Annotated in this window: 22 protein-coding genes and 1 riboswitch; of the genes, 9 read left to right on the forward strand and 13 right to left on the reverse strand. The window is 40.4% G+C overall.

The genetic code is table 11. The features are described 5' to 3' along the window. Positions 1–11: 11 nt before the first annotated feature. The 7 genes from BN1875_RS08785 to BN1875_RS08815 form a co-directional block, all read right to left on the reverse strand. Complete coding sequence (locus BN1875_RS08785; RefSeq protein WP_048604475.1) at positions 12–1,016, reverse strand: helix-turn-helix domain-containing protein; 1,005 nt, start codon at positions 1,014–1,016, stop codon at positions 12–14. A 181-nt stretch (positions 1,017–1,197) separates the two neighbouring features. Then, on the reverse strand, positions 1,198–3,312 hold the full coding sequence (gene pnp / locus BN1875_RS08790) for a polyribonucleotide nucleotidyltransferase (protein ID WP_048604476.1): 2,115 nt from the start codon (positions 3,310–3,312) through the stop codon (positions 1,198–1,200). Between the two features lie 220 nt (positions 3,313–3,532). Further along, the gene (gene rpsO, locus BN1875_RS08795; protein ID WP_048604477.1) at positions 3,533–3,802 is read right to left on the reverse strand and encodes a 30S ribosomal protein S15; all 270 of its coding nucleotides are present in this window, start codon (positions 3,800–3,802) and stop codon (positions 3,533–3,535) included. Between the two features lie 178 nt (positions 3,803–3,980). Further along, positions 3,981–4,832 carry a MurR/RpiR family transcriptional regulator gene (locus tag BN1875_RS08800; RefSeq protein ID WP_048604478.1) on the reverse strand — a complete coding sequence of 284 codons (852 nt, stop codon included), beginning with the start codon at positions 4,830–4,832 and terminating at the stop codon, positions 3,981–3,983. 203 nt (positions 4,833–5,035) lie between these two features. Then, the gene (locus BN1875_RS08805) at positions 5,036–6,988 is read right to left on the reverse strand and encodes a glucose PTS transporter subunit IIA (RefSeq protein WP_048604479.1); all 1,953 of its coding nucleotides are present in this window, start codon (positions 6,986–6,988) and stop codon (positions 5,036–5,038) included. A gap of 3 nt (positions 6,989–6,991) precedes the next feature. Beyond that, on the reverse strand, positions 6,992–7,897 hold the full coding sequence (murQ, locus tag BN1875_RS08810) for an N-acetylmuramic acid 6-phosphate etherase (RefSeq protein ID WP_048604480.1): 906 nt from the start codon (positions 7,895–7,897) through the stop codon (positions 6,992–6,994). Further along, positions 7,884–8,957, reverse strand: coding sequence for a DUF871 domain-containing protein (locus BN1875_RS08815; protein WP_048604481.1), 1,074 nt, complete (start codon positions 8,955–8,957; stop codon positions 7,884–7,886). The genes murQ and BN1875_RS08815 overlap by 14 nt, the downstream gene beginning before the upstream one ends. Positions 8,958–9,175: 218 nt before the next feature. On the opposite strand from BN1875_RS08815, the gene def reads away from it, so the two are divergent. Next, positions 9,176–9,739, forward strand: a complete 564-nt coding sequence (gene def / locus BN1875_RS08820; protein WP_048604482.1) for a peptide deformylase — start codon at positions 9,176–9,178, stop codon at positions 9,737–9,739. 60 nt (positions 9,740–9,799) lie between these two features. Here def and BN1875_RS08825 read toward each other — a convergent pair whose 3' ends face one another. From BN1875_RS08825 to BN1875_RS08845, 5 genes are all read right to left on the reverse strand, one after another. Then, positions 9,800–10,315, reverse strand: coding sequence for a transcription repressor NadR (locus BN1875_RS08825; RefSeq protein ID WP_048604483.1), 516 nt, complete (start codon positions 10,313–10,315; stop codon positions 9,800–9,802). A 1-nt stretch (position 10,316) separates the two neighbouring features. Next, on the reverse strand, positions 10,317–11,153 hold the full coding sequence (locus tag BN1875_RS08830; RefSeq protein ID WP_048604484.1) for a chorismate mutase: 837 nt from the start codon (positions 11,151–11,153) through the stop codon (positions 10,317–10,319). A gap of 13 nt (positions 11,154–11,166) precedes the next feature. Continuing rightward, entirely contained in the window at positions 11,167–11,865 is a 699-nt protein-coding gene (locus BN1875_RS08835; RefSeq protein WP_048604485.1) for an NAD-dependent protein deacylase, read from the reverse strand. Between the two features lie 114 nt (positions 11,866–11,979). Further along, complete coding sequence (locus BN1875_RS08840) at positions 11,980–13,083, reverse strand: PQQ-dependent sugar dehydrogenase (RefSeq protein WP_048604486.1); 1,104 nt, start codon at positions 13,081–13,083, stop codon at positions 11,980–11,982. 137 nt (positions 13,084–13,220) lie between these two features. Continuing rightward, positions 13,221–14,132 carry an EamA family transporter gene (locus BN1875_RS08845; protein ID WP_048604487.1) on the reverse strand — a complete coding sequence of 304 codons (912 nt, stop codon included), beginning with the start codon at positions 14,130–14,132 and terminating at the stop codon, positions 13,221–13,223. Between the two features lie 161 nt (positions 14,133–14,293). Here BN1875_RS08845 and BN1875_RS08850 point away from each other — a divergent pair, with 161 nt between their 5' ends. The 7 genes from BN1875_RS08850 to ypfJ all read left to right on the forward strand — a co-directional run bounded on the left by BN1875_RS08850 (position 14,294) and on the right by ypfJ (position 23,008). Further along, complete coding sequence (locus BN1875_RS08850) at positions 14,294–14,590, forward strand: hypothetical protein (RefSeq protein ID WP_048604488.1); 297 nt, start codon at positions 14,294–14,296, stop codon at positions 14,588–14,590. Between the two features lie 215 nt (positions 14,591–14,805). After that, a riboswitch (Lysine riboswitch) is annotated at positions 14,806–14,979 on the forward strand. 135 nt (positions 14,980–15,114) lie between these two features. After that, a complete protein-coding gene (locus BN1875_RS08855; RefSeq protein ID WP_048604489.1) occupies positions 15,115–16,713 on the forward strand; it encodes an ABC transporter permease subunit in 1,599 nt (532 codons plus the stop codon). Between the two features lie 64 nt (positions 16,714–16,777). After that, positions 16,778–17,521 (forward strand): amino acid ABC transporter ATP-binding protein, encoded by a 744-nt coding sequence (locus BN1875_RS08860; RefSeq protein WP_048604490.1) that lies wholly within the window; start codon positions 16,778–16,780, stop codon positions 17,519–17,521. A gap of 129 nt (positions 17,522–17,650) precedes the next feature. After that, a complete protein-coding gene (locus BN1875_RS08865; protein WP_048604491.1) occupies positions 17,651–18,997 on the forward strand; it encodes an amino acid permease in 1,347 nt (448 codons plus the stop codon). 155 nt (positions 18,998–19,152) lie between these two features. After that, positions 19,153–20,505 (forward strand): branched-chain amino acid transport system II carrier protein, encoded by a 1,353-nt coding sequence (brnQ, locus tag BN1875_RS08870; protein ID WP_048604492.1) that lies wholly within the window; start codon positions 19,153–19,155, stop codon positions 20,503–20,505. Positions 20,506–20,603: 98 nt separating this feature from the next. After that, on the forward strand, positions 20,604–22,106 hold the full coding sequence (locus BN1875_RS08875; protein WP_048604493.1) for a helix-turn-helix domain-containing protein: 1,503 nt from the start codon (positions 20,604–20,606) through the stop codon (positions 22,104–22,106). A 14-nt stretch (positions 22,107–22,120) separates the two neighbouring features. Then, the gene (ypfJ, locus tag BN1875_RS08880; RefSeq protein WP_048604494.1) at positions 22,121–23,008 is read left to right on the forward strand and encodes a KPN_02809 family neutral zinc metallopeptidase; all 888 of its coding nucleotides are present in this window, start codon (positions 22,121–22,123) and stop codon (positions 23,006–23,008) included. Between the two features lie 286 nt (positions 23,009–23,294). Here the strand turns inward: ypfJ and BN1875_RS08885 are convergent, their stop codons facing one another. Continuing rightward, positions 23,295–24,944, reverse strand: coding sequence for an ATP-binding cassette domain-containing protein (locus BN1875_RS08885; protein WP_069959641.1), 1,650 nt, complete (start codon positions 24,942–24,944; stop codon positions 23,295–23,297). 252 nt (positions 24,945–25,196) lie between these two features. Here BN1875_RS08885 and BN1875_RS08890 point away from each other — a divergent pair, with 252 nt between their 5' ends. Then, positions 25,197–25,775, forward strand: a complete 579-nt coding sequence (locus BN1875_RS08890) for a GNAT family N-acetyltransferase (RefSeq protein ID WP_048604495.1) — start codon at positions 25,197–25,199, stop codon at positions 25,773–25,775. Positions 25,776–25,846: the final 71 nt, after the last annotated feature.

Consider the following 25,846-nt stretch of genomic DNA (forward strand, 5'->3'; position numbering starts at 1 on the left):
ATTATCGTGATTCATTTTTCAAGGTGTTGTTGAAAAACCGTCTCATAGGCGAGCTCTAATTCTGGATGATTCACCAATAATTGTGCGTGATAGGGTAGAAGTTCGTTGAGGGCTGTCAGTAATTGCTGATTTTTTTGTGATGTTTTTAAGGGGGCGAGCTGGTGGATACACGGTCCTTTGAATAAGTAGCACAACAAATGCAAGCGAAAAATATCTTGCAGGATTTTTTGTCGAATTCTCCGGGACGAATAACGCTGATCGAGAGGATAGATTTTTTGCTCACCTAGCAATTCATCACTGATTCCCATTGGCCAAATCTCTTCTACTCCCAACAACTGCCGCCATAAAAAACAAAAACCTCGTTCATTTATTTCAAAATCAGGAATCCCGTTTATTTGGCTGATAAACTTCCGATCAAACCAGTTTGGATCGATGGCATATCCTTGTTGCCGCCGTTTCCGACTGATTTCTTCAAGTATTTGAAAATAGGCAGCTGGCGTGATTGGCATTTTTGGTGGTTCTAACAGCAACCGGATATGAAATCGAAAGAAACGTTGCTGTGCCTCTGCGCCACAAATAACCGGCTGTTTCTTAAAACTGGCAGTCAATCCGTACCATTTAAACAGCTTGCCTAATTCATGAAAATGCCGGCGAATGATTTTTGGACTCAGATAGAGCGTCTTCTCAAGATCCCTCACACCCCAAGATGGATGTTCCAATAATTTTTCTAAGAGCTGTATTTTGATACTCCGCTTGAGTAAGAAGGCAAAAAAATACCGGTCATCAAAGTCCGTCGCCTTTTGTAGCACTAAATGTTCTTTTTTGATTATCACATCAATTCCGATTTGCAGATGACTTCCACTATCTCTCCAGTCATTAACAGTTTCTCGTATGTAGCGGACCGGATGCTGGCACTCACTGGCGGCATCTTCCAGAGAATACTTTTTCTCCACTGCCAACTTTTGATAAACTTTCACTAACACCCGATCTCTTTCTTCTAATAAACAGTCAAACATTTTTTTCACCTCTCATAAAAAAAAATACCATAATAACAGTCGTGGTTTTTTCCAAAATCTTGGATGCTGATGACTATTTTTTGGAATTTTTCTTTCACAGATTTGGTGATGGAGTGCGTAGGAGGGTAGAAGAAAACAGAAAAAAAGAGATGGCACTTGATTGCACCATCTCTTTCCTATTTTACTTCTCGTCTTTATTTTCTTCCTTCAACAATGCTTTGCGGGAAAGGTTTACCCGTCCTTGCTTGTCAATTTCTGTTACCTTCACAAGGATTTCGTCGCCTTCTTTCACGACGTCTTCGACTTTGTTGACCCGTTCATTTGCCAATTGGGAAATGTGAACCAATCCGTCTTTTCCTTTGATCAAGTTGACAAAAGCGCCAAATTTTTCAATGCGGACAACTTTACCTAAGTAAACTTCACCGACTTTGATTTCTTTGGTTAAATCTTCAATGATCTTGATGGCTTTTTTGATCATTTCAGCATCTGCTGAAGCGATCGAAACATTTCCTTCTTGATCGATATCGATTTTAACGCCTGTTTCTTCAATGATTCCGTTGATCGTGTCGCCGCCTTTACCAATAACATCTTTGATTTTGGCAGGTTCGATTTGGATCATTTCGATTTTCGGTGCGTATTGGCTCAATTCTTTCCGTGGTTCAGCAAGAGTTGATGTTAATTGTGCCAAAATTTCCATCCGAGCTTTTTTCGCTTGTGCCAAAGCTTCTTTTAAGATTTGTTCTGTAATTCCTTGGATTTTGATATCCATTTGCAACGCAGTGATACCGTCTTTTGTTCCGGCAACCTTAAAGTCCATGTCGCCTAAATGGTCCTCTAGTCCTTGGATATCCGTTAAAATCGTATAATTTTCGCCATCGGAAACAAGTCCCATTGCAATACCAGCTACAGGTGCTTTGATTGGGACACCTGCATCCATTAATGCCAAAGTTCCCGCACAGATACTTGCTTGTGAAGAGGAACCATTTGATTCCAATACTTCTGCAACTAAACGGATTGTGTAAGGGAAATCTTCTTCTGATGGAATCACTTGTGCCAATGCTCGTTCACCTAATGCACCATGACCAATTTCACGACGACCTGGAGAACCGGCACGACCGGTTGACCCAACAGAAAATTGTGGGAAATTGTAATGATGGATAAACCGTTTGAAATCTTGAACGCCTAAGCCATCAATAATTTGATGTTCCCCAAGGGGTGCTAAGGTACAAGAAGACAGGGCTTGCGTTTGTCCACGAGTGAAGAGACCTGATCCGTGAACCCGAGGCAATAAACCGACTTCAGAATCCAATGCTCGAATTTCATCCAATTTACGGCCATCAGGACGAATTTTATCAATCGTAATCAATTCACGAACGACATCTTTTTCAAGATCTTCCGCAATTTGTTTGATTTCTTTTGTTAATTGACCTTCATTTTCATCACCGGCAAATTTTTCGGCATAAACTTCCTTGACGGTTTCTTTTACCTTTTCAATTTCATCTTCCCGTGCTAATTTTTCTTCTGTCAGTACGGCAGTTTTCATGATTGGGTAATATACTTCATAAACATCTTTTTTCAATTGTTCATCGACTTGTAGTAAAGTTACTGTCATTTTTTCTTTGCCGACTGCTGCTTTGATTTCTTCTTGGAAAGCCACCAATTCTTTGATAGCATCAAAGCCAAAGAGCAATGCTCCCAGCATTTCTTCTTCTGAAGCTTCTTGTGCACCGGATTCTACCATATTGATGGCTTGTTTCGTTCCGGCAACTGTCAAATTGATATCTGACACGCCATCTTGTTCAACGGTGGGGTTCAAAATATATTCACCGTTCACACGACCAACTTCAACGCCGGCGATTGGTCCGTCAAAAGGAATATCTGAAATTGATAATGCCAATGATGACCCTAACATCGCTGCCATCGCTGGAGAACAATCTTGTTCCACGCTCATCACGATATTAGTTACTTGTACTTCATTACGAAATCCTTCGGCAAACATTGGTCGAATCGGACGATCGATCAAACGAGCAGTCAATGTTGCTTCTGTGCTTGGGCGGCCTTCCCGTTTGATAAATCCTCCAGGAATTTTACCGACAGCATACATTTTTTCTTCATAGTTGATTGTCAGTGGGAAAAAGTCTGTGTCTTTTGCTTCTTTTGAGGAAACAGCGGCACTTAATACGACGGTATCGCCATAACGAACTAATACGGCACCATTTGCCTGCTTGGCTAATTGACCAACTTCTACTTCCAAGGGACGTCCGCCCCAAGTTGTTTTAAATACTTGCTTTGTCATAAATGCTCCTTCCCTGTGAACAGCGGGCTGCTACTAAACAAATGAAAACAGTGACACTTTCACTTCTTTCATTTGGTTAGTAGTAAGCCGTACCACGATTCACAGAATGCTTTTTTTGTAGTTATTTTTCATTCCGTCCTTCACCACAGACTAGAATCGAAAAAACAAATTCGTAGCAAAAAAAGTGAGATTCGTGTGAATCTCACTTTTAGCGTTTTGATTAACGACGTAATCCTAAAGCTTGGATCAGTTCGCGGTAACGTTGAACGTCAGTTTTACGTAAGTAAGCTAACAAGTTACGACGGTGACCAACTTTTTTCATAAGTCCACGATAAGAATGGTGGTCTTTTTTATGAACGCGTGCGTGTTCATTCAAGTGGTTGATATCTTCAGTCAATACAGCGATTTGTACTTCTGGAGAACCAGTATCTCCTTCATGACGGGCGTATTGTTTGATGATTTCATTTTTACGTTCTTTTGAAATTGCCATGTTTTTCACCTCTTCCTAAAAAATTCTCCCTATGACTGAGTATCGCGTTGGTGATTCGCCAAACCAAGTGACAGGTGGTGCATAATACACAAGTTTACTTTACTTGATTCGTTGAAAAAAAGCAAGTTTTTCTTGCTGGTATTCATCTGTTTTCACGGGAATTGTAGGATTCTGCGGTTCAAAGAAAATCCTCCCGAAATTCTTTGATTACTTCTCGAGAACGATAAATTTTATCTGCGTTTTCATTGTTACGACTAATAAATAGATAAAACAAAATATCCACTGCTAAAAAATGAGCGATAATCGAATTGGTGGCAGCACTTCGCCGATCTGTCTCTTTCGGACGAGAAACTTGAATGGCTACGTCTGCCAGTTTAGATAATGGATTATTTCCAAAACGCGTTAAGGAAATAACTGGAATTTTTATTTTTTTTGCATACTCTGCATAGCGGACAATCTCAGGTGTGAGTCCAGAATTGGAAATCAACCACAAGACTGAGTTCTCTTGATTATTAATAAGGTGGGGAAGCAAGTTATTATAGTCATTTTCAATCCGTACAGTCTTACCAATCCGTCCCCATTTTTGCAAAATATCTTCTGCAACCAATTCGGAAGCACCGATTCCGGCTAAAAAGATTTTTTCTTTTTTTTCTAGCAGTGAAATAGCTGTTAGTAACACTTCTTCACTAAGGATATCTGCCGTTTCTTGAATCGTAATTTGTGCATTGTGACTCATTTTCGCTTTCAAAATTTCGATTGACTCATTTGGATCAACGTCTGAATATCCAGTGGAATGGATCGGTTGATGAATTTCTGTCGATAATTGAATTTTGAAATCAGTCAAACTCTGATACCCAATTTTTTTGGTAAATCGGACAACGGTTGGTGCACTGATTTTTGTTGCCATCGCCAACTGCTCTGCCGTCATGGATGGGACTTTTTCAGGATTTTTTTTGATATAATGAAAAAGTTTTTTTTCTGAAGCAGAAAGCTCACTTTGGATACTTTCAATGCGAGAAATAACACTCATGTCTTCACCTTATTCCAGTCTATTTTCCATTAATTATAGCATAAAATATTTTGACAAAATTGTATTAGAAAAGAAATAACCCGGACGATAGCGCGATGATTCCTACGGGTACTGACCCTTGTTGCAATAGTGCAACTGTTCGGAATTTTTCTGACTATTGTTCGGATTATTTTATTTACTACTTTCTATCACTGACCTTTTATTTATACCGTTTTTACTGACATAACAGGAGTGTTAGGTTCAGCCGATCCAGTTGTTTCCAGCACATTGCTAGCTACCGCATCCATATTGGTAATAATCACTAACATATCGGTTTCTTTGCCGGCTTGTTTGATTGCTGCTAAATCTACTTCAGCAATAATCGTTGTCGGTGTTACTTTTTGCCCTTCAGAAACTTTGATATCAAATGGTTTTCCTTCTAACTCCACTGTGTTGACACCCATATGAAGTAAAATTTCCAATCCAGTTGTTGTTTGAATACCAACTGCATGTTTTGTTGGAAAAATGGAAGAAACGACACCTTCAACTGGTGAATAAATCGTTCCATTTTCCGGTATTACTAAAAACCCATCGCCCATCATTTTTTGGGAAAAAACGCTGTCTGTAGATTCTGTGATTGGTTTTACAATACCTTTAACAACAGCAAATAATTCGGTTGTTCCTGCAGAGACTACTGGTTTTTCATTTTCACTTGCTTTATTTTCATTTGTTTCAACTGTTTCAACTGCTGCTTGTCTATCTTTAGGAATACCAAAGAAATAAGTAGCGATAAATCCACCGACATATGCACCAAGTAAACCTAAAACATATCCCCACCAGCGGCCATCAGCAATTAACGGAACCAAGGCAACACCGGAAGGACCGATGGCGATTGCACCAACACTGCCGATTGCACCGATAATCGCACCACCGACACCACCACCGATACAAGCAGTGATGAACGGTTTTCCTAGAGGGAGTGTCACACCATAAATCAATGGTTCACCGATTCCTAGAATTCCGACTGGCAATGCACCTTTAATCATTTCACTCAATTCTTTATCTTTACGTAGGCGAATCCACAATGCCAAGGCTGCACCAACTTGTCCTGCACCAGCCATTGCCAAAATTGGCAATAATTGTGTGCTACCGGTTGCTTCGATCATTTGTACATGAATTGGTGTCAAAATTTGATGCAAACCAAACATAACCAATGGTAAGAAGGTTGCACCCAAAACAAAACCAGAGAACGCTCCACCCACTTCTACGACCCAATTAATTGCCCCAACTAGACTATTTGATATAAATCCAGCAAGTGGCATAATCAAGAAAATTTCTGCTAATCCGATAATCAATAAACAAAGAGTTGGTGTCACAATAATATCAATTGATTCTGGTACAATATGATGCAGACGTTTTTCCAATTGTGCCAGTAACCAAACTGCAAAGATTACACCTAAAATCCCGCCCTGTTGTGCAATCAATGGTTGTCCAGTAAACAAATTTGTAAGGGGTGCTTCTGGATTCATTCCGGTCAATGTAACTACGGCACCAATTACCCCACCAAGGGTAGGTGTCGCACCAAAAACCTGTGCCGCGCTGATCCCAGTATAGATAACTAAATAAGTAAACAACCCATTTTTCAAAATATTCAACACGTCAATATATTGTTGCCATGTTGCTGCATCTAAATTTCCTGCAGTGACATTATTTGCCAAGATGGAAGCAATACCAGCAACTAACCCAGCACCAACAAATGCTGGAATCATTGGTACGAATATATTAGAAATATCTTTTAAAATTGCTTTTATAGGTGATTTCTTTTGTCGTGCTTTTTGAGCTGCTTTTACTTCGGCTGCTTTGGCATTTACTGCATCTTTTCCGCTGGTATGAACAGGGATTGTTTCTCCTAATTGAACACCCGCCTGATCTGCCATCTCTTTTGCTACTTTATTAACTTTTCCTGGTCCGATGATTACTTGGAGTTGTTCATCATCCACTACACCAAGAACCCCAGGAATTTTTTTCAATGATTCATCATTGACTAAAGATTGATCCCGTACTGACATTCTGACCCGAGTCATACAATGAGTCACATTTTCAACGTTCCCCATGCCGCCGACACCTTTATAAATTTCTTTTGCCAATTCTTCTAATGATAATTCTTCTTTTGCCATTTTTTATTCTCCTTCCATTGTTTTTTTCACAAAACCGTTGGCATCCTTCAGTTTGGCTGCTGCTTCGGTTTTACTGCTGTTGGTTAAAATCATAACAATTGCCAATTTAACGTCTTGTTCTGCCGCTTCAAAATATTTTGCTGCCGTGTCATAATCAACTTCTGTCGCCTGCATAATGATTCGTTTGGAGCGTTCAACCAATTTTTCATTTGTCGGCTTCACATCAACCATCAGATTATTATAAACTTTTCCGATACCGATCATAGAGATTGTCGAAATCATATTCAAGATCAGTTTTTGGGCTGTACCTGATTTCAATCGTGTTGATCCAGTTAGAAATTCCGGTCCACAATCTACTTCAATAGGAAATTGGGCATGTTTAGAAATTTCTGCATTTTTGTTACAGGAAATCGTAGCTGTTGTTGCACCGATAGTCGTTGCATAATCCAACCCACCGATCACATACGGTGTGCGGCCGCTAGCGGCAATCCCGATTACCAAATCATTTTTCGTAAGTGCCAGATTTTTTAAATCTTCACCACCTAATTCTTTGGAATCTTCTGCCCCTTCGACTGCTAAGGTCATTGCTTTTTCTCCACCGGCAATCAATCCGACCACCATACTTGGATCAACCCCAAAGGTCGGCACACATTCGGCTGCATCTAAAACTCCCAGCCGCCCACTCGTTCCGGCACCCATATAAATCAGTCGCCCCCCATTGTTGAAGGCTTTGATGGTTTCTTCAACTACTGCTTGAATACTTGCTAATTCATTTTCAACAGCTAACGGAACTTTCTGATCTTCTGCATTCATTTTTTGACAAGCTTGCGCTACCGTCATTTCATCCAAACCAAATGTCTCTTGATTTCTTCGTTCTGTTGTTAAATTATCTAAATTAATTTTTTCCATAGTCATCTACTCTTTCTAAATAAAAATTTGTACCAGCTTTGATTTGCTGGATCAGTGGTAAATCTTCGGGAATTATTCTACCGACAACATTTACTTTTTCATCTTGCGGCAATTCATTCTTGCAAATTTGAATTTCTCCCATATATCGTAAATATTTATCATTATCAATAGTCACACTGCCACAGGTTCTTTTCACTGTGTTTTGTTGGGTTATCAATGGCACTTCCCGAAAACGTGCATCTGCACTGCGAATTACATCTCGCGCTTCATCTCGCCGATTCTCATGAGCACCTAAAATATAGTTAAAATAATTCGTCCCTGCATCTTCCACATGCAATAAAATCGTTTCCTCTTCTTGAAACCGTTTGAATTGTTCCTTTGTTTTTTGAGTTAACCCACCATCCCCGATGTAAATCAAATCAACGGAACCAACTGACTTCATCGCCAAGGCGCTGGCCAAAGGATGTTGATAGCGGTGTTCTTCCAAAGTTGGTAAGCCGGCAAATAACGGGCCGCGAAGGTGCGCATCCCCGGGTACAAAGGCTTGCACCGTGAATCCAGCCTGCTTGAGCCACTGATTTTTTTTCTCAAACCAATGTCTTTCCAACCCTGTTTCTGGTCGTGGATAATAGTTATGCCATGCTTCTAAATTTGTAAAATCTGCTTGTTCTGCTTGTAGTTCTTCGATATCTTGCTTAGAAACGGTACTGGCATTCAACGATATCTTTAATTGATGAGAAAGTTTTGCGATTTGATGATTGCTGATGGCATAATCCATACGCAACCCAGTTACACCTAACGCCAATAATTCTTCTATGCCCTCAAAAGAAAATCCTGCCCGTTGTAAAGCCTCTCCAGAAATGTCTACCATCAAGTCCAGTTGTCGTTTTTTTGCCTGTCTTCCTAAAACAGATAAACGTTGCCGATAATGGGCAGCATCATCTTCGGGAATGTGCATGGACGTAAAGATTCCTTTAAAGCCTGCTTGTGCCATTTCTTCAATATAATCAAACATTTCTTGTGTTAATTCTTCATTCATAAAAACAGAAAAACCAAACATATCTCTCGATCCTTTCTCTATGGCAACCGTTTACAAAAAGAGTATACTTCACCCCATCAAAAAAAGCAATGATTTTTCTATTATTTATACAAATGTATGAAATATCATTTCACTAGCGTTTAAAATCCGTAAAGATTTTCATAACGTTTTGCCTTGCATAAAAATTTTGTGTTAAACTATTCAATAATCAAGAAAACAATCCTAGAGGTGGAAGATACATGATAACAATGGATGATATTATTCGGGAAGGTAATCCAACTTTACGAGAAGTTGCAAAAGAAGTCCCTTTACCTCCTACTGATGAAGAAATTCAATTAGGACATGATATGCTGGAGTTTTTGAAAAATAGTCAAGACCCAGTAAAAGCAGAAGAATTGGCGTTACGGGGCGGGGTCGGTTTAGCCGCACCACAACTGGATATTTCAAAACGGATCATTGCGGTGCACGTGCCATCAGAAGATCCAGAAAGTTCCGAGCCTGTTTTAAGTGCCGTCATGTACAACCCTAAAATTTTGAGCCATTCGGTCCAAAGTGCTTGTTTGGGAGATGGCGAAGGCTGTCTGTCCGTGGATCGCGAGGTGCCCGGCTACGTTGTTCGTCATGCCCGTGTAACCGTGAGCTATTCCAACGAAAAAGGGGAAAAACAAAAAATCCGGTTGAAAAATTACGAAGCAATCGTTGTTCAACATGAAATCGATCATTTAAACGGTGTAATGTTTTACGATCATATCAACGAAAAAAATCCTTTCGCTATTGAAAAAGGTGTATTGGTCATCGAATAAGCTACAGAACAAAAAAGCTGCCGAATATTCGGCAGCTTTTTTACGTATATTGGCTTTCACTTAATTTTCCTGATATAAAATTCCTTTGTCTGCCAACGCCTGTTTGATTTTGACCAAATCTTCCTCTTTTTGATAGCAAATGGTATGCAGATGGATACCATTTGTCAGTTCAGACAGCAGGCTGGCATTGGTTTTTTGATAATTCTTGAGAAAATCAGCGATGTCTTTTTCATTTTTAATGTAAAGACCACCGACTAATTCGCCGTAAAGCTCATGTTCCACGATGACATCGATGATTTCACCACCAAATGCCAAAATCGTTTCAAATTCTTCACGAATCTGAGAAGCATCGTGCTGCACGGCAATTTTAGTCGTTTTTCCGATTCCCTCTTTTTGAAATTTGTATCCTCTGGCAGTAGCAATAATCGCCGCCCCTGCTGCCCGCATCAGCGCGACATCTCCTACGATAATTTGACGACTGACACCGAACTGTTGAGCAAATTTACTTGCGCTGATTGGTTTTTCAGCTACCTGTAATTGTTTCAAAATTTCTTCTCGCCGCAAAGTTCCCTCCAAATCATTCAGCTCCTTTGATTTGTGCCTGATATGCACGGGAATGTTTCATGATATCTTCAAAAGAATGTTGGATAGTTTCCCGATAAGCTGGGTTGTTGACTGCTTGACGCACATTGTCCAGCACTTTTTCTTCTCGCTTGCTGTCTAACACGTTGGTATTTGTTTGTTTTTTGATTGCGCCGATTTCTGCCACCGCATCCATTCGTTCTTCTAATAATTGGGCGATTTTGCGGTCCAAGGTATCAATTTTTTTTCGTTGAATGGTCAAAGGTTCTTCCGTTTTTTCTGTTTCAATCCGTTTGATAACTTTAGCGGGATTCCCTCCCAGCACCACGTTGTCTCCAAATGATTTTGTCACGACACTGCCGGCTGCGACAACAACATTGTCACCTAACGTCACCCCGGGAATAATCACCACGCCGCCGCCAAGCCACACATTATTTCCCAACGTGATGGGCTTGCCGCTTTCCAGTCCGCTGTTGCGTTTCACCGGTTCTAGTGGATGGGTAGCCGTCAGTAATTGTACATTAGGACCAATCATGCAGGCATCCCCAATCGTAATTGGGCAAATATCCAACAAAGTGCAATTAAAATTTGCGTAGAAATTTTTTCCTACTGAGATATTGTAGCCATAATCAAAGGCAACAGTTGGTTCCATGTAGATTTTCCCTGCAACATGGCCAAACGTTTCCTTCAATAATTGACTGCGGATATCGCCATCTAATTCATGATTAATCAGATGCATTTGCTCCCGAGAATGTTTTCGTTCAGTAACCAATACCGGATCTTCGGCAAAATACAATTCGCCGGCAATCATTTTTTCTTTTTCTGTTTTCATTTCGTTTCCTCCATTAAATAAGCTGGAATACCGCTTCACCGGTACTTTTCACCATGGTAAAGGGGGCATCCATTCTTAAATTTGTTTGATTGATTGCCAAAATCTCGGCATTTTTTTGACGATAATGAATCAAGTCGCAAAAAGGATGTACTTGAAAAGTCGTCCCTACAACCACCAGCAACTCCCCGTTAGCAACAGCGTCAATTGCTTGCTGCAAGGTCTCATCTGAAAAACCTTCTCCATACAAAACAATATCTGGGCGAAGCTGTCCGCCACAAGTTGCATGACGATCTGATTTTAAATACTCCTGCCAAGGCACCGTTTGACCGCATTTTCGGCAAAAACAGTGATACAGGCTTCCATGAAAATCGACTAATTTTTGGCTGCCGGATTTGCGATGCAACCCGTCAATATTTTGCGAAACTGTCCATACCTCTTTTGTTTGTTCTAGTTCCGTGATTTTTTGATGGATGACATTTGGCTGTGCCTCCGGATGATAGAGATGTAAAACAAAGTGATAAAATTTTTCTGGTTCCCGCAGCATGCATTCATGGCTCAACAGATATTCCGGACGTTCCATCCCGTGGTAAACCCCTTGCAGCGAACGGTAATCGGGAATCCCTGATGCCGTGGAGACACCGGCACCTGTTAAAAACGTGATTTTTTTCGCTTGACGGATCTTTTCTGCCGCCTGTTCTAACTGACTCTCCATCTTGAATCACCTCTTCTTTTAGTATACCGTTTCTAAAAAAAAGATACAGATAAAAAAAGAAAAATCGACAAAAATTCTGCCGACTTTTTGGTTCTCCATTTAGTTGGTTCTTTGTTACTCAGTAGCTAGTCTCGTCAAAGGAACCTGCACAAGGCGATCATCATTTTCATTCGGGGTTCCTCTACCGTCAGAATTATTTGTAACAAAATACAATTGGTCCTCCATAATATAGATGTCGCGAATGCGCCCGTACTCGGTCAAACGTTCCGTCACCTTCTTGCCCGGTGAATTCACTTCCAACACGGCCGTTCCCCGCAACGCCGCTACATAAAGATTGTCTTCGTGATAAGCCATTCCTGAAGGTGCCCATGTTTGGTCACTGCCGGAAGTAAACAACGGCTTTCTCATTCCGGTTTGTGTCTGATTTCCTTGGATCACCGGCCAACCATAATTTTTTCCAGCCTCAATCTCATTGATTTCGTCATTGGCAGAATCACCATGCTCACTGGCGTACATTTGCCCATCTTCCCCCCACGCCAGACCTTGCGGGTTACGATGACCATAGCTGTAAACATAGGAATCAGCAAACGGATTGTCTTCAGGAATCGATCCGTCCAAATTCATCCGCAAAATTTTACCCGTCAATGAAGTTTCCTCTTGTGCACGCTCTTCATCCAACGCATCACCGACTGTGGCGTATAATTTTTTATCCGGACCGATTTTTAAACGTCCACCATGATGAAAACTCCCTGCTGGAATTTGATCCAAAAGAACATTTGTTTCTTTCCACTGATTCTCTTCCAGTTTCAATTGAATCACACGACTAAAGGTTGCACTATTTTCATAGGTATAATATCCGTAAGCCGTTTGTGATTCGTCGAAATCTTCACTCAAAACAAATCCCATAAAGCCAGCTTCGGCTGCATCAGACAAGGGTTCGGCTAAATCCACTTTTTGCCGTTCTACTTTTCCATCGGTGATTTTTGCAATAGTGCCGCCACGTTCGGAGACATAAAATGTTTCGCCGCTTTTTTCAATTGCCCAGGGAATCGTCAAATTTTCTGCTAAAACGGTGATTTCTTCACTCTCAGTGGTGGAAGGTACGGTTGACAAGGAGTCACTGGTCATTTCCGTAGAACTTGACTCTTGGGTCGGTTGATTGCTACAGCCGCTTAGAAATACTATGCCTAAAATACCCACTAGCAGGATTGTTTTCATTCGTCTTCCTCCCGTTTTTTGGCTTCGCAACGTCTCTCTTCTACCCTACCATCGCCGTTTTTTCCTGTAAATGATTCTGCCTAAATAAGCCGTCCCCCATTGGATACGGCTTATTTCAGAAGAACTATTTCTTTTTATCAGGCGTCATAAAATCCTAAAATCATGATACCAATCATAATTGCGGCAATCACAAGATAATGCTTAGCAGTTAATTTTTCTTTTAAAAAGATTCGACCTAAAAGGATAGAAACTACGGCATAGGCTGAGATCACAGGTGCTACAGTAACCGCCTCTTTGGTGGAAATCGCTCCCACATAAAAAAATTGGCCCAACGTTTCAAGCAAAGCCGCAATCCCCTTATCCCGCTCCCGAAAAACAAGAACACTTTCTTTTTTCACGATTTCCAAATACCCCCATAAAAGGAGCGCAACAATAAAGAAAGTCAATTCGTAACTCATCAAACCCTGATCTTCCGGCATGATTTTTTTGTATTCCAAATAATAGCTGTCTAAAAATGTACCCAGTCCATCAATCACCATGTATAAAATGGGAAACAAAATCGCAATCGCACCGATCCGATATTTTTTCTCAACACGGACCCCTTCTGCCACCAATTCGGCATCATCTTGCTGCTTCTCAAAAATCGACAGTAACAAAATCCCCACCAATATCAACAGAATTGCTGCCAACTGAATACCATTGATGCGATTGCCCATAATCAAAAAGCCCAATCCGGCAGTCACTGCACCAGAAGAATTACTGATAGGAGAAGAAATGGATACTTCAATGTAACGCAACCCGAAATAACCGATTGCCATTGATAAAATATACATGCCAGAAACCGGCAAATACAGCAACAGATTTTTCCAATCATAGCTGATTCCTTGATAGACCACATAATAAAACAGCACGTGCAGACCCATAACCAGCCCCACCATGATCGTGGTTTTCATCGCACTGTGGCGATCTGCTTCCTGATTGCCTTTTTTGTAGAAAAGATCTGCTGCCCCCCACGCTAAAATCGTAATGATCGCCGAAGCAAACCACATACCAAACACTCCCTTTTTTCAATTTATCTCTTAAAAACTATCCTAAAGCATCGAAATCGTCAATCAATTTTTTAACTTCTTGCAGGTTTCACCGATCCCCTCATGACACCCTTTGGAAAACGTGGTAAAATGACCATGGAATAAAAGTGAGGTGAATCTATATGGTACCATTTATTATTTACTGGGCAATCATTCTTGTTTGTATCGCTTGGTTAGCATTGAGCGTCTTCTTTTCAATTTTTTATCTAGCTCGCAAAGAAAATGGCAATCTTTGGGCATTTGGTTTGTTCAACGTAATCGCAGCTATCGTGTTGGCGATCTCATTAGCCGTTTATCGTACATGGGGTTGGGGCATCACACAATATTCAAGCCTGATTTATTTGATTCTAGGATTATTGATCGGTTTGACTGTTGTTCAAGCAATTTTAGGTCGTGAACCTAAAGCTAAAGCAGCTTAGACTTTTGAACAAGCGGAAGATTTGTTTCGCTTGTTTTTTATATACAATTTTTATGCATAATTATCAATACTACCAATGTGAAACTATTCTGACAAAGGATTAGCATCCATCACTATAATATTTCTTGCGTTTTTATACGCAAATCGATTGACAAGCCCTTTTTATTCGGGTAGTCTTTTAGGTGTACGAAACAACTGAATACGAGATGCCTCATTCACTGAGGTAGAGGTCGCGAGGTTCATTACCCCTGTGGAGCAAAGCAAATGCGCAGAAACAGGACTAGGGAACATCGCCGAAATGAATAAATCTTTGCTTGGTTTATTTGTTGGGACGCAAGTCAATAGCTTGCGGACTGTCTTAGCAACTTGCTAAGATGCGCTATGTTTTTGTGAGAGGCTTGTCGACTAATCACCAGTCAGTCCACAGCCGTTCCTTTTCATAGGGTACGGCTGTCTTTTTTTTCGACGATGCCAGCAATTGATACCCTTTATCTCGTTCAAAAAAATGGAAAAAAGGAGAAAGTTATGAAAAAAAAGGTTTCGGTAACAGTATTATTTGCGTTCATTTTGTCAATCATTGGATTAGGGGGAACCTTAACCGCTTTGGCAGATGAAAAAACACCTGAAAATGAATTTCGCGTAGGGTTGGAGGCAGGGTATGCTCCCTTCAACTGGTCCCAGCAAACGGATGCCAATGGTGCAGTGAAAATCAGTGGGCAACAAGCCTATGCAGGCGGTTATGATGTCCAAATTGCCAAAAAAGTTGCTGAAGGATTAGGAAAAGAATTAGTCATTCAACAAATCAAATGGGATGGCTTAGCACCTGCCCTACAATCAGGAAAAATCGATGCAATCATCGCCGGAATGTCTCCAACAGCGGAACGAAAAAAAGAAATTGATTTTACGGACCCCTATTACGAGTCTCAATTGGTTATTGTTACGCAAGCTGACAGCAAATATGCAGACGCAAAAAGTATCGAGGATTTTGCCGGTGCAGCACTGACCGCCCAATTAAATACTTTCCATTACAATGTGATCGATCAAATTCCTGATGTTAAAAAAGAACAGGCGATGGATAATTTTTCTGCCATGCGAACTGCCTTATCCTCCGGTGTGATCGATGGCTATGTCAGCGAACGTCCAGAAGGCATCACCGCTGAGAGTGTTGATAAAAAAATGAAAATGATCGAGTTTGAAGATGGACAAGGATTTGAAACCAATCCAGAAGACGTTCAAATCGCTGTCGGAATGCGTAAAGGCGATCCGGATGTAGCAAAGGTCAACGGGATTTTAGCTGGAATTTCTTCAGCCACTCGAATTGAAACAATGGATCAAGCCATCAAAGATCAACCTGCCGCTACAGATGAAGGCGAAGAAGATGCGGGACTTTTAGGAGATTTCAAAAAAATCCTCAGCCAATACGGCATGTTGTTCTTACGAGGCTCCCTATTAACATTGGGCGTAGCGCTGTTTGGTACGATTGCTGGAACAACGATTGGTTTGCTGATTGGCGTTTTTCGGACCGTACCGAAATCGGAAAATAAACTGACTTTTATTTTCCAAAAAATCGTTAACTGGCTATTGTCTCTTTACATTGAAATTTTCCGAGGAACCCCCATGATGGTACAAGCAATGGTTATCTTCTACGGTTTGGCATTGGCCTTTGGCTTGAATTTAAACAAAACCGTTGCTGCTTTGCTGATCGTTTCCGTCAATACTGGTGCTTATATGTCCGAAATCGTTCGGGGAGGAATTTTCGCAGTCGATGAAGGACAGTTTGAAGCGGCGCAAGCCATCGGAATGACCCATAATCAAACCATGAGCAAAGTTGTTTTGCCGCAAGTTTTACGAAACATTTTACCGGCAACCGGAAATGAATTTGTAATCAATATTAAAGATACTTCCGTTTTAAGTGTTATTGGTGTTGCTGACCTGTTCTTCCAAGGAAATTCCGCCTCAGGTGCGAACTTCCAATTCTTCCAAGTCTTTACGATTATCGGCATCATTTATCTTGTGATGACCTTTACGATCACTCGGATTTTGCGTCTGGTGGAAAAACGGATCGATGGTCCAGCTTCTTATGTTCAATTAGATGAAGAAGAAGTTCTTCCCCAAGAAAAATAAAGCGAGACAAGATTACCGGCAGAAATCGGTTGAACTTTTCTGCCTAAGAATGAGGAGGCAGTACATGTCGAATACAATTATCGAAATCAATCACCTGCAAAAAAGCTTTGGTGAAAATGAAGTGTTAAAAGATATCAATCTGAAAGTCAACAAAGGAGAAGTAGTAACGATCATCGGTTCTTCTGGTTCCGGGAAATCTACCCTTTTACGTTGCATCAATTTACTGGAAAAACCTACTGGCGGCGACATTCTTTATAAAGGAGAAAATGTCTTAGGCAAAGATTACAGCTTGTCAAAATACCGCACAAATTTGGGGATGGTTTTTCAATCCTTTAATTTATTCAATAATATGAACGTTCTGGAAAACTGTATGTCCGGACAAACTACTGTATTGAAAAGAAACAAATCTGCGGCGCGACAAGTAGCGTTAGAAAACTTGGAAAAAGTCGGAATGGAACGGTTTGTCGATGCTCGTCCGTCACAGCTTTCTGGTGGACAAAAACAACGGGTGGCAATCGCCCGCGCGCTGTCAATGGAACCGGATGTTATGCTTTTTGATGAACCGACTTCTGCTCTTGATCCGGAAATGGTGGGAGAAGTTCTTAAAACCATGGATGATTTGGCACACACCGGATTGACCATGCTGATTGTGACCCATGAAATGAGCTTTGCCAAAGAAGTTTCTGACCGAGTGATCTTTATGGATAAAGGGGTCATTGCCGAAGAAGGAACGCCAGAAGACATTTTTGTTCATCCGAAAGAAGAACGAACCAAAGAATTTTTACATCGGGTATTAAAAGAAAGATAACCATTTTATCGGCTGATTATCTATCAGCCGATTTTTTTGTAGATTTTAACGAATTCACGATTCTGATTGAAATTTTCAGAAAATTTCGCTAAAATGGCAGGTATGACAAAATGTTAGGATGAAAAAACTATGGAAAAGAAACAAGAATTAGAACGCGGGCTGAAAAATCGTCACGTCCAATTGATTTCGATTGGCGGAGCGATCGGTACCGGGTTGTTTTTAGGATCAGGTAAATCGATTCAATTGGCGGGACCCTCCATCTTATTTGCCTATATGATTACCGGCGGAATTTGTTTTTTGATTATGCGGGCTTTAGGAGAGTTGCTGCTTTCAAATGTAGAGAATCACTCGTTTTTAGATTTTGTTGCTGAATATTTAGGAAAAAAATGGGCCTTTATCACCGGCTGGACTTATTGGTTTTGCTGGATTTCGATTGCAATGGCGGATTTGACTGCAATGGGCCTTTATGTGCAGTATTGGTTCCCTACAATTCCACAATGGCTGCCGGAAATCATCGCCCTTGCTCTGCTCCTTTCCTTAAATCTGATTGCCGTTTCGTTATTCGGTGAATTGGAATTTTGGTTTGCCCTGATCAAAGTCGTGGCAATCATCGCCTTGATTGCAATCGGCGGTTACATGATCGTGACTCGCTTTCAAACTTCTGCCGGTCCGGTTCAAGTCTCAAATCTTTGGAGCCACGGCGGTTGGTTTCCAAAAGGCGGAAAAGGCTTCATCCTTTCGTTTCAAATGGTGACCTTTGCCTTCGTGGGCATCGAACTCGTGGGGTTAGTTGCCGGAGAAACGGAAAATCCTAAAAAAGTTTTGCCGGAAGCCATCAATAATATCCCGATTCGGATTATTCTCTTTTACCTTGGTTCGTTGTTTGCAATTATGGCCATCTATCCATGGAATAGTTTGGCAACCAACGAAAGTCCTTTTGTGGAAGTTTTTTCTGAGATTGGAATCACTGTCGCTGCAACGGTGATCAACGTCGTCGTTTTGAGCGCCGCCGCTTCTGCCTGTAACAGCGCAATTTACAGTACCGGTCGGATGCTGTTGTCTTTAGCACAAGAAGGCAGTGCCCCTAAGAGTTTCACCAAGTTGACCACCCACAAAGTTCCCGGAAAAGCTTTATTCTTCTCGGCATTGGTAATTTTTGTTGCCGTAGTATTAAACTTTTTTATGCCGGATCAAGTATTTACGGTCGTAACAAGTATTGCCACGACATGTTTCTTGTTTGTTTGGGGCGTGTTGGTCTTTACTCACATGAAGTATCGCCGCAGCATGATTGGCAAAAAGAATCATTCCTTCAAAATGCCGTTTTATCCATTAAGCAATATTTTGATATTTGCCTTCTTGCTTTTTGTTTTCGTTGTCTTGCTGCTTTCACCGGAGACCCGTTTAGCCGCACTGGTCACGCCAGTCTGGTTCCTTATTTTACTAGGTATCTACTACCTCAAATTCGAAAAGAAATAGCTCTTTGCGTCTGAAATCTGTTAAAATGATTTCAGGCGTTCTTTTTAGTTTGGGTTTAATTAACGCTTATTTGTATAGAAAATTTAGAAAATTCTTGCGAAAATTGAAGAATTTTGCTATTTTTGGAGAAATACATTTCTTTTAGGGGGTAGAAAATGGAGAAAAAATTAACGTTTAAAGATTATTTATTCATCGGTTCCATGCTGTTTGGTTTGTTTTTTGGTGCAGGAAATCTAATTTTTCCCGTTCACATGGGACAAGAAGCCGGCGGGAATATTTTCTTTGCCAATTTGGGCTTTTTGATCACTGGGATTGGACTGCCTTTTCTTGGTGTCGTGGCGATCGGTATGTCACAAAGCAGTGGCTTGTATGACTTAGCCACCCGGATTAATAAAAAGTATGCGATGGTCTTTACCATCTTGCTTTATCTTGTAATCGGTCCTTTTTTTGCTTTGCCTCGACTGGCTACCACCTCGTTTGAAATCGGAGTCGCTCCGTTTGTCCCACAGGAATCTCATACTCTTTTTTTAGCGGTATTCAGTCTACTCTTTTTTGCACTGGCTTGGTGGGTTTCCCGCAAACCAACAAAATTGCTGGATTACGTAGGAAAATTTTTAAATCCCCTATTCTTACTATTGCTGGGCATTCTATTGTTGTTCGCCTTTTTAAACCCGATGGGTACGGTCTCTTCTGCTGACGTCGCAGTTTCTTACGATACTCATCCTTTTTTCACCGGCTTTACGCAAGGCTACAACACCCTTGATGCCTTAGCTTCCTTGGCATTCGGGATTATTATCGTTACCACTATCAAAGGGATGGGGGTTACAAAACCGGCAACGATTGCTATTGATACAGTAAAATCCGGTTCCATCAGTATTTTATTGATGGGAATCATCTATACCTTGCTAGCGTACATGGGAACCATGAGTTTAGGAAAATTTCCTATTAGTGAAAATGGCGGTGTGGCATTGGCGCAAATCGCCAATCACTATCTGGGACGAACGGGAAGTTTTCTCTTGGCGTTGATTGTAATCACTGCTTGTCTAAAAACAGCAATTGGATTGATTACCGCCTTTGCTGAAACCTTTGTCGAATTGTTTCCCCGTAGAAGCTATCAACTTTTTATCGCAGTTGCCAGTATTTTACCGGGCATTTTTGCCAATGTTGGCTTAACAAAGATCATTGAATTTTCCACACCGGTCTTGATGTTTATTTATCCGCTGGCGATGACCTTGATTTTACTCGCCTTGTTGAGTCCGTTGTTTGGGCACCATCAAATCGTTTATCAAATGACAACAGCTTTCACGCTGATTGCTTCGATTTTGGATGGGCTGAATGCTTCTCCTGCATTAATCAAAGAAACTTCCTTCGTACAATTTTTACTTTCTGCCGCTGAAAACTACCTGCCTTTTTTCGCTATCGGAATGGGCTGGATCTTACCAGCAGGACTGGGCTTTCTCCTTGGAATTCTTTTGAGTTTGACAAAACGGTCAGAAAAAGAAAATTAATTGCAGTATTTGATCATTTTGCGAGGTTTTCAACTGACAGCAAATAAAAAAAAACGGTACAATATTTGTAGGGAGTAAGGTTCATAGGAGGGTGTTTTATGTTGTACGAAGAATTAATAATGGATTCAACCACATTATTAAAATATCAATTATATAAAAAACTGATGTCGGTGGGGCAGACAAGCTATCCCGTATCGCAAATTGCCACGGAGATGAACTTGAATTACCAACAAACAGTGATCGACTTGACAGAAATCGATGCAGAATTGAGTGAGCTGGATCCTCACTATCAGTCGATTTTTGTGGGTGCCGGAAAAGTGAATTGTTTGAATCTATCCTTTACCATCGATAAGTACCGCTATCATTTATTAAAAAGCTCGATTCCGTTTCAATTTGTTCTCTATTTTTTAAACGAAGAAAATCCATCTATCGATGATTTTTGTGTCCGTTACCACTCCAGTCGGTCAACGGTTTCTCGTAAAATTGACAAATTGAAACGTCATTTAAAAAAATTCAACATCCGCTTCACCTACACCGAAGCAAGTATGGTAGGCGATGAACGGCTGGTTCGGTTGGCTTTGTTTAATATCGTCTGGCTGGGGGCACGGGGATTAGACTGGCCCTTTGCCATTTCTGAAAAAAAAGCCGATGCCTTGGTCAAAGATTTCGGCAATTACTTTCCTTTGTCACGTACGTACATGGGACAATTGGAACTGCGCTATTTTGCCGCAATCGTCCTTTCTCGAATCGAAAAAAAACATTTTGTTAAGTATGACAAAGCCTATAATTTTTTGATGTTGAACAATCCTTATTATGATTTCAAAAAATTCAAAGAGCATTTTGGGGATTCCTTGGCACCGCGTCAAGTCAAAGCAGAGACCAGCTATATCTATTTTCTCGCTCACTTTATGCCGTTTTATACCCGCGAAGATGATCCGACTTTGCAGCAGACAATCCAGGATTTTTCCACAAGAGAAAACCCAATTTATCCGTTAGTCACTGCTTTCATTGCTTTTGCAAAAGAGAATTTTTTCAACGAACGGCCACAGATTTTAGATCAGCCGATTATTTTGGGCAACTTGATAAACATTACGTTTGCTTTTTACATTTTTAAACAACCCTTCCCAATCATCCAACGTCTAGTGGTTGCCCCACGGAAAAAAGATGGCACGATTCGGGAGATCGAACAAAAAATCTCTGCCTTTTTTACGGACTACAAAGCGACAAATGAAAACGCAGAAACCGGCTATATCACCGAACAAACACAAGAACTGATGACCAAAGCTTTCAAAGATGTCTTGCTTCCTTTCTATGATCGGGCAAAACACACGAAAAAAGTCAAAGTAGGTATTGCGCTAGAACACAACTACTTGCTGGTCAAAGGATTGTATCAATTTTTGGAGGACCTGCATTTTGTTGACGTCGAACGCTATGATCGGCAGCAAAAATCCGCCTATGATCTTGTTATCAGCTCTTCCTTGCTATTAAAAGACAGTTATCCAGACATCAACATTTTCTTATGGGATTATTCAGGAGAAGACGAACAATTTATTATTTTGTATAAAACACTTCGTAATCTAAGCTCTGCAATCAATCATTAAAAGGATGTGATGACATGCGTTGGAAAGGCGATCGCCGCAGCTCAAACGTTGAAGACCGCCGCAGTTCCTCGCCAGTTTCAGGAAAGCTTCTTGGTGGTGGAGGTATTGGAATGTTGCTTCTAGTCATCTTCTCGCTGCTTTTTTCCGGCGGCAACGTTGACCTCGGTTCTATTCTCGAAGGTGAAGGTGCCGGTGGAAATTACGACACGACGATTGTTCAGCAAGCCGATCCTGCCGCTGATTCGGAAACCTCTGAATTTGCTTCCGTTGTTTTTGCTCACTTGGAAGATTACTGGACCGCTGCTTTTTCAGAAAGTGGGCGTTCCTATACGAACCCAACCCTTGTCTTATATTCCGGCAGTGTTCGCTCAGCTTGTGGACAAGCCAGCTCAGCCATCGGTCCCTTTTATTGTCCCGGCGATCAAAAAGTTTATTTGGATTTAAGTTTTGCAGATGAATTAGCCAATCAATTCGGAGCCTCCGGTGATTTCGCCATGGCTTATGTCATTGCCCATGAAGTCGGACACCATGTCCAGTATGAGTTAGGAATCACACAGCAAATCGAAAAATTGCGCCAGCAACTTTCTGAAACGGAATTCAACAAATACAGTGTCCGTCAAGAATTGCAAGCCGATTATTTTGCCGGTTCTTTTGCTAAATATCTTGCTGGAGAAACCTATAACGGGCAACCGATTTTAGAAGTAGGGGATATCGAAGAAGCGATGTATGCTGCCAACCAAATTGGAGATGATACCTTGCAAAAACAAGCACAGGGCTATGTTGTGCCGGATAGTTTTACCCACGGAACATCTGCTCAACGGGTTGCTTGGTTTGAACGGGGTTATCAGTACGGTGATTTTGAACACGGCGACACCTTCTCTGCCGCCAATCTGGATCTTTAGATTTCTAAACTAATCTTAACAACTTTCCAAGACTTTCGTCACAATTTATTCACATTTATTCCTTACTATATAAGCATACCAACAAACAACCCTAACTAACACTTTTTCATTTTTAACTCCTTCCCGCCAGCTACCCACTGGCGGGTATTTTTTTGATTAAAAACAAATTTTTATTTTTTGAAACATTTTCGTCACGATTTGTTCACATCTTTTGGTTAATCTATACTCATCCCAATAAACAACCCTAACAAAACACTTTTTCATTTTTTACTCCCTTTCCCGTCAGCTACCCACTGACGGGTATTTTTTTGTGGGTTGCTTCATCAGCCGTTATCATTTGCAAGTGAGCATCCCGTAACTCTACTACATAATCAAATGACTGAATAAATTGTTCATTTTCTGAATGTGTGACAACAATGACGATTTTATTCTTTATTCCACTAATAATTTTGGAGATCAAATTTTCATTCTCCAAATCCAATCCAGATGTGGGTTCGTCAAAAATAAACACATCTGCATCGGTATAAATCCCTCTAGCAATATCTAGCCTGCGTTCCTCCCCACCACTCAATTTATTTTCCATATCGAGTTTATAGGTCTCTTTGTTTTCGCTATACTTTTGAAGATTTGTTTTTTTCATTGCTTCTTTAAATTGTCCATCATCCAAATTTTGAAAGAGCGCAACATTCTCTTGGATACTTCCTTCAAAAATTGCTGTTTTTTGTGGAATATACGCTATCTGTCCAAAAACTGTTGCTTGCTTGATTGAAGCAATGTTTCTATTATTGACGAAAACACTGCCGCTTTTTGGTTTTCTTATGCCCATGATTATTTCCAGTAATGTGCTTTTCCCTGTTCCACTGCGTCCTTTTATTGCATAGGTCTTTCCTTTTTCAAAGGTAAAACTTATATCCTTAATGATAGGCACCTTATTGTAATCAAACGTTATGTTATCAAGTAAAATCGTTTCTATTCCTGTAACTTCATAGTCCCTATCCTGCTGCTGTTGCTCCTCTTTCAATAAACTCAGTATTCTATCTGCAATCGGTTTACTGGAAGTAATTTCCGTGTAACAATTGGAAAAAGCCTGAATCGGTCCGGCTATTGTTCCCATTAGCGTAGTCATCGCAATCAGTTCTGGTAAAGTTGCTCGATTATTTAATACAAAAAAACCACCGACGATCCAAGTTCCTGAATAGACGATATTTCCAAGACCATAGATGATGGTGAAAGTCTTTCCCTGAGATGCTTCAAAATCAACAGCGGCATCTTTGACTTTCCCACTGGTAATTTGTAGTTTATGTTTAAAACGAAAGGCAGCATTACTTATTTTCAGATAAGCTAAATTTTTTGAGAATTCCTCATACCTTGCTAAATACGTATTCTTATTGTCTTGCCAAAAAGAACGTTTCCCTTTTAAGACATGTTTGCTTAGTAGTGGACTGAAAAATGGTACAAAGGCTAAAAGAATCATGACGCTTGCTAAAGGACCGTTTACAATAAAAGAAGAAATAAATGCAATGATGAACACGCCAATTACCTGTACTGAAAACACTATCTGTCTAAGATAATTTGTCTCCAAAATCTGTAAATCATTTGTCATATGAGCGATTCTTGAAGAAGAAGGTTCTTTCATGCTCTTCAGAATGTCTTCATCTAAATAACGGGTAGTCAGATCATTTCTTAAAGCATCCATAATTGTTTGGACTAATTTAGTGGATGTTAGTCGGGGCAAATAATCTGAAATAACTTCTACTATAAAATAAACAATAGCCAGCAAAGAGATTTTTATAAAATGATTGAGGTCCCCTTTCGTTGCTGCTTCAGATAAAAACTGATAGACAAAAGCAATACATACTGTCATAAAAGCAGCAAATATGGCAGAACTAAAATATGTGACCGACAATAATTTATATTGCTTAAAATATTTTTTCAATAAAATTCCTCCTTTCCAAAAAATACCTTCAAACAACTTAAATACTTATTTTTCCGTATAATTATTCAAATGAACATGGTCTCATTATATGTTCATTTGCATTCGGTTTCAATCTTTTTAACCATCATTTTTTCTTATGATTTCTAGCTTAAAATCCACGGATTTTTACTAATTATTGATTAAAAAGCAGTTTCCTATTCCTTTTACCGCTTGTTCCATATGCTAAAATAAGAGAGAGAGGAGTTGCACAATTTGATTATTCGAAATTATCTGACTAGTGATGAAAAAGAATGGATAAAATGTCGTTTGCTAGCATTTTTTGATACTAGTTATGCCACAGATATCCGATGGGAAAAAGAACAGTATAAGGAAGCTATTGAACTGGTGGCTGAAGAAGATGGGCAGCTTGTAGGCTTTTTGGATATCGAATTGCACTCTGCCTTACAAACAAATAAAAACCAAGCGGGTGGCGTTATTTGGCATATGGGCGTTCTTCCAGAATTCCGCCAAAGAAAAATTGCGCAACAATTGTGGTATACCGCTCGACAACTTATGCTGGAACAGGATATTCATTACTGTGAATTATGGACTCAGGAAGATCCTGCCGCGAATGCGTTTTATCGCAAGCAAAAATTTCAACTATTACCAGAATCTACCTATCTGCGATGCAGCTTAAAACCAAATACTTATTCCCTTCCATTGACTGAAACGTTTAATCCAACCTACTATGTGGATAATTATCTTTTTCAAGCACCGTTGACCGATAAACAAGCATTGCTTCCAATTTGTGAATCCATACAGGAAGTGCGTTTGTATGGGCAGGAGTTTTGAAAAAAATGCTCGGCTATTCTGTACGCCCCTCAAAAGTTAGACCAAAAATCTACCATTTAGAGGTTCCTACA

Source organism: Enterococcus massiliensis (genome assembly GCF_001050095.1).
Lineage (GTDB): Bacteria > Bacillota > Bacilli > Lactobacillales > Enterococcaceae > Enterococcus_C > Enterococcus_C songbeiensis.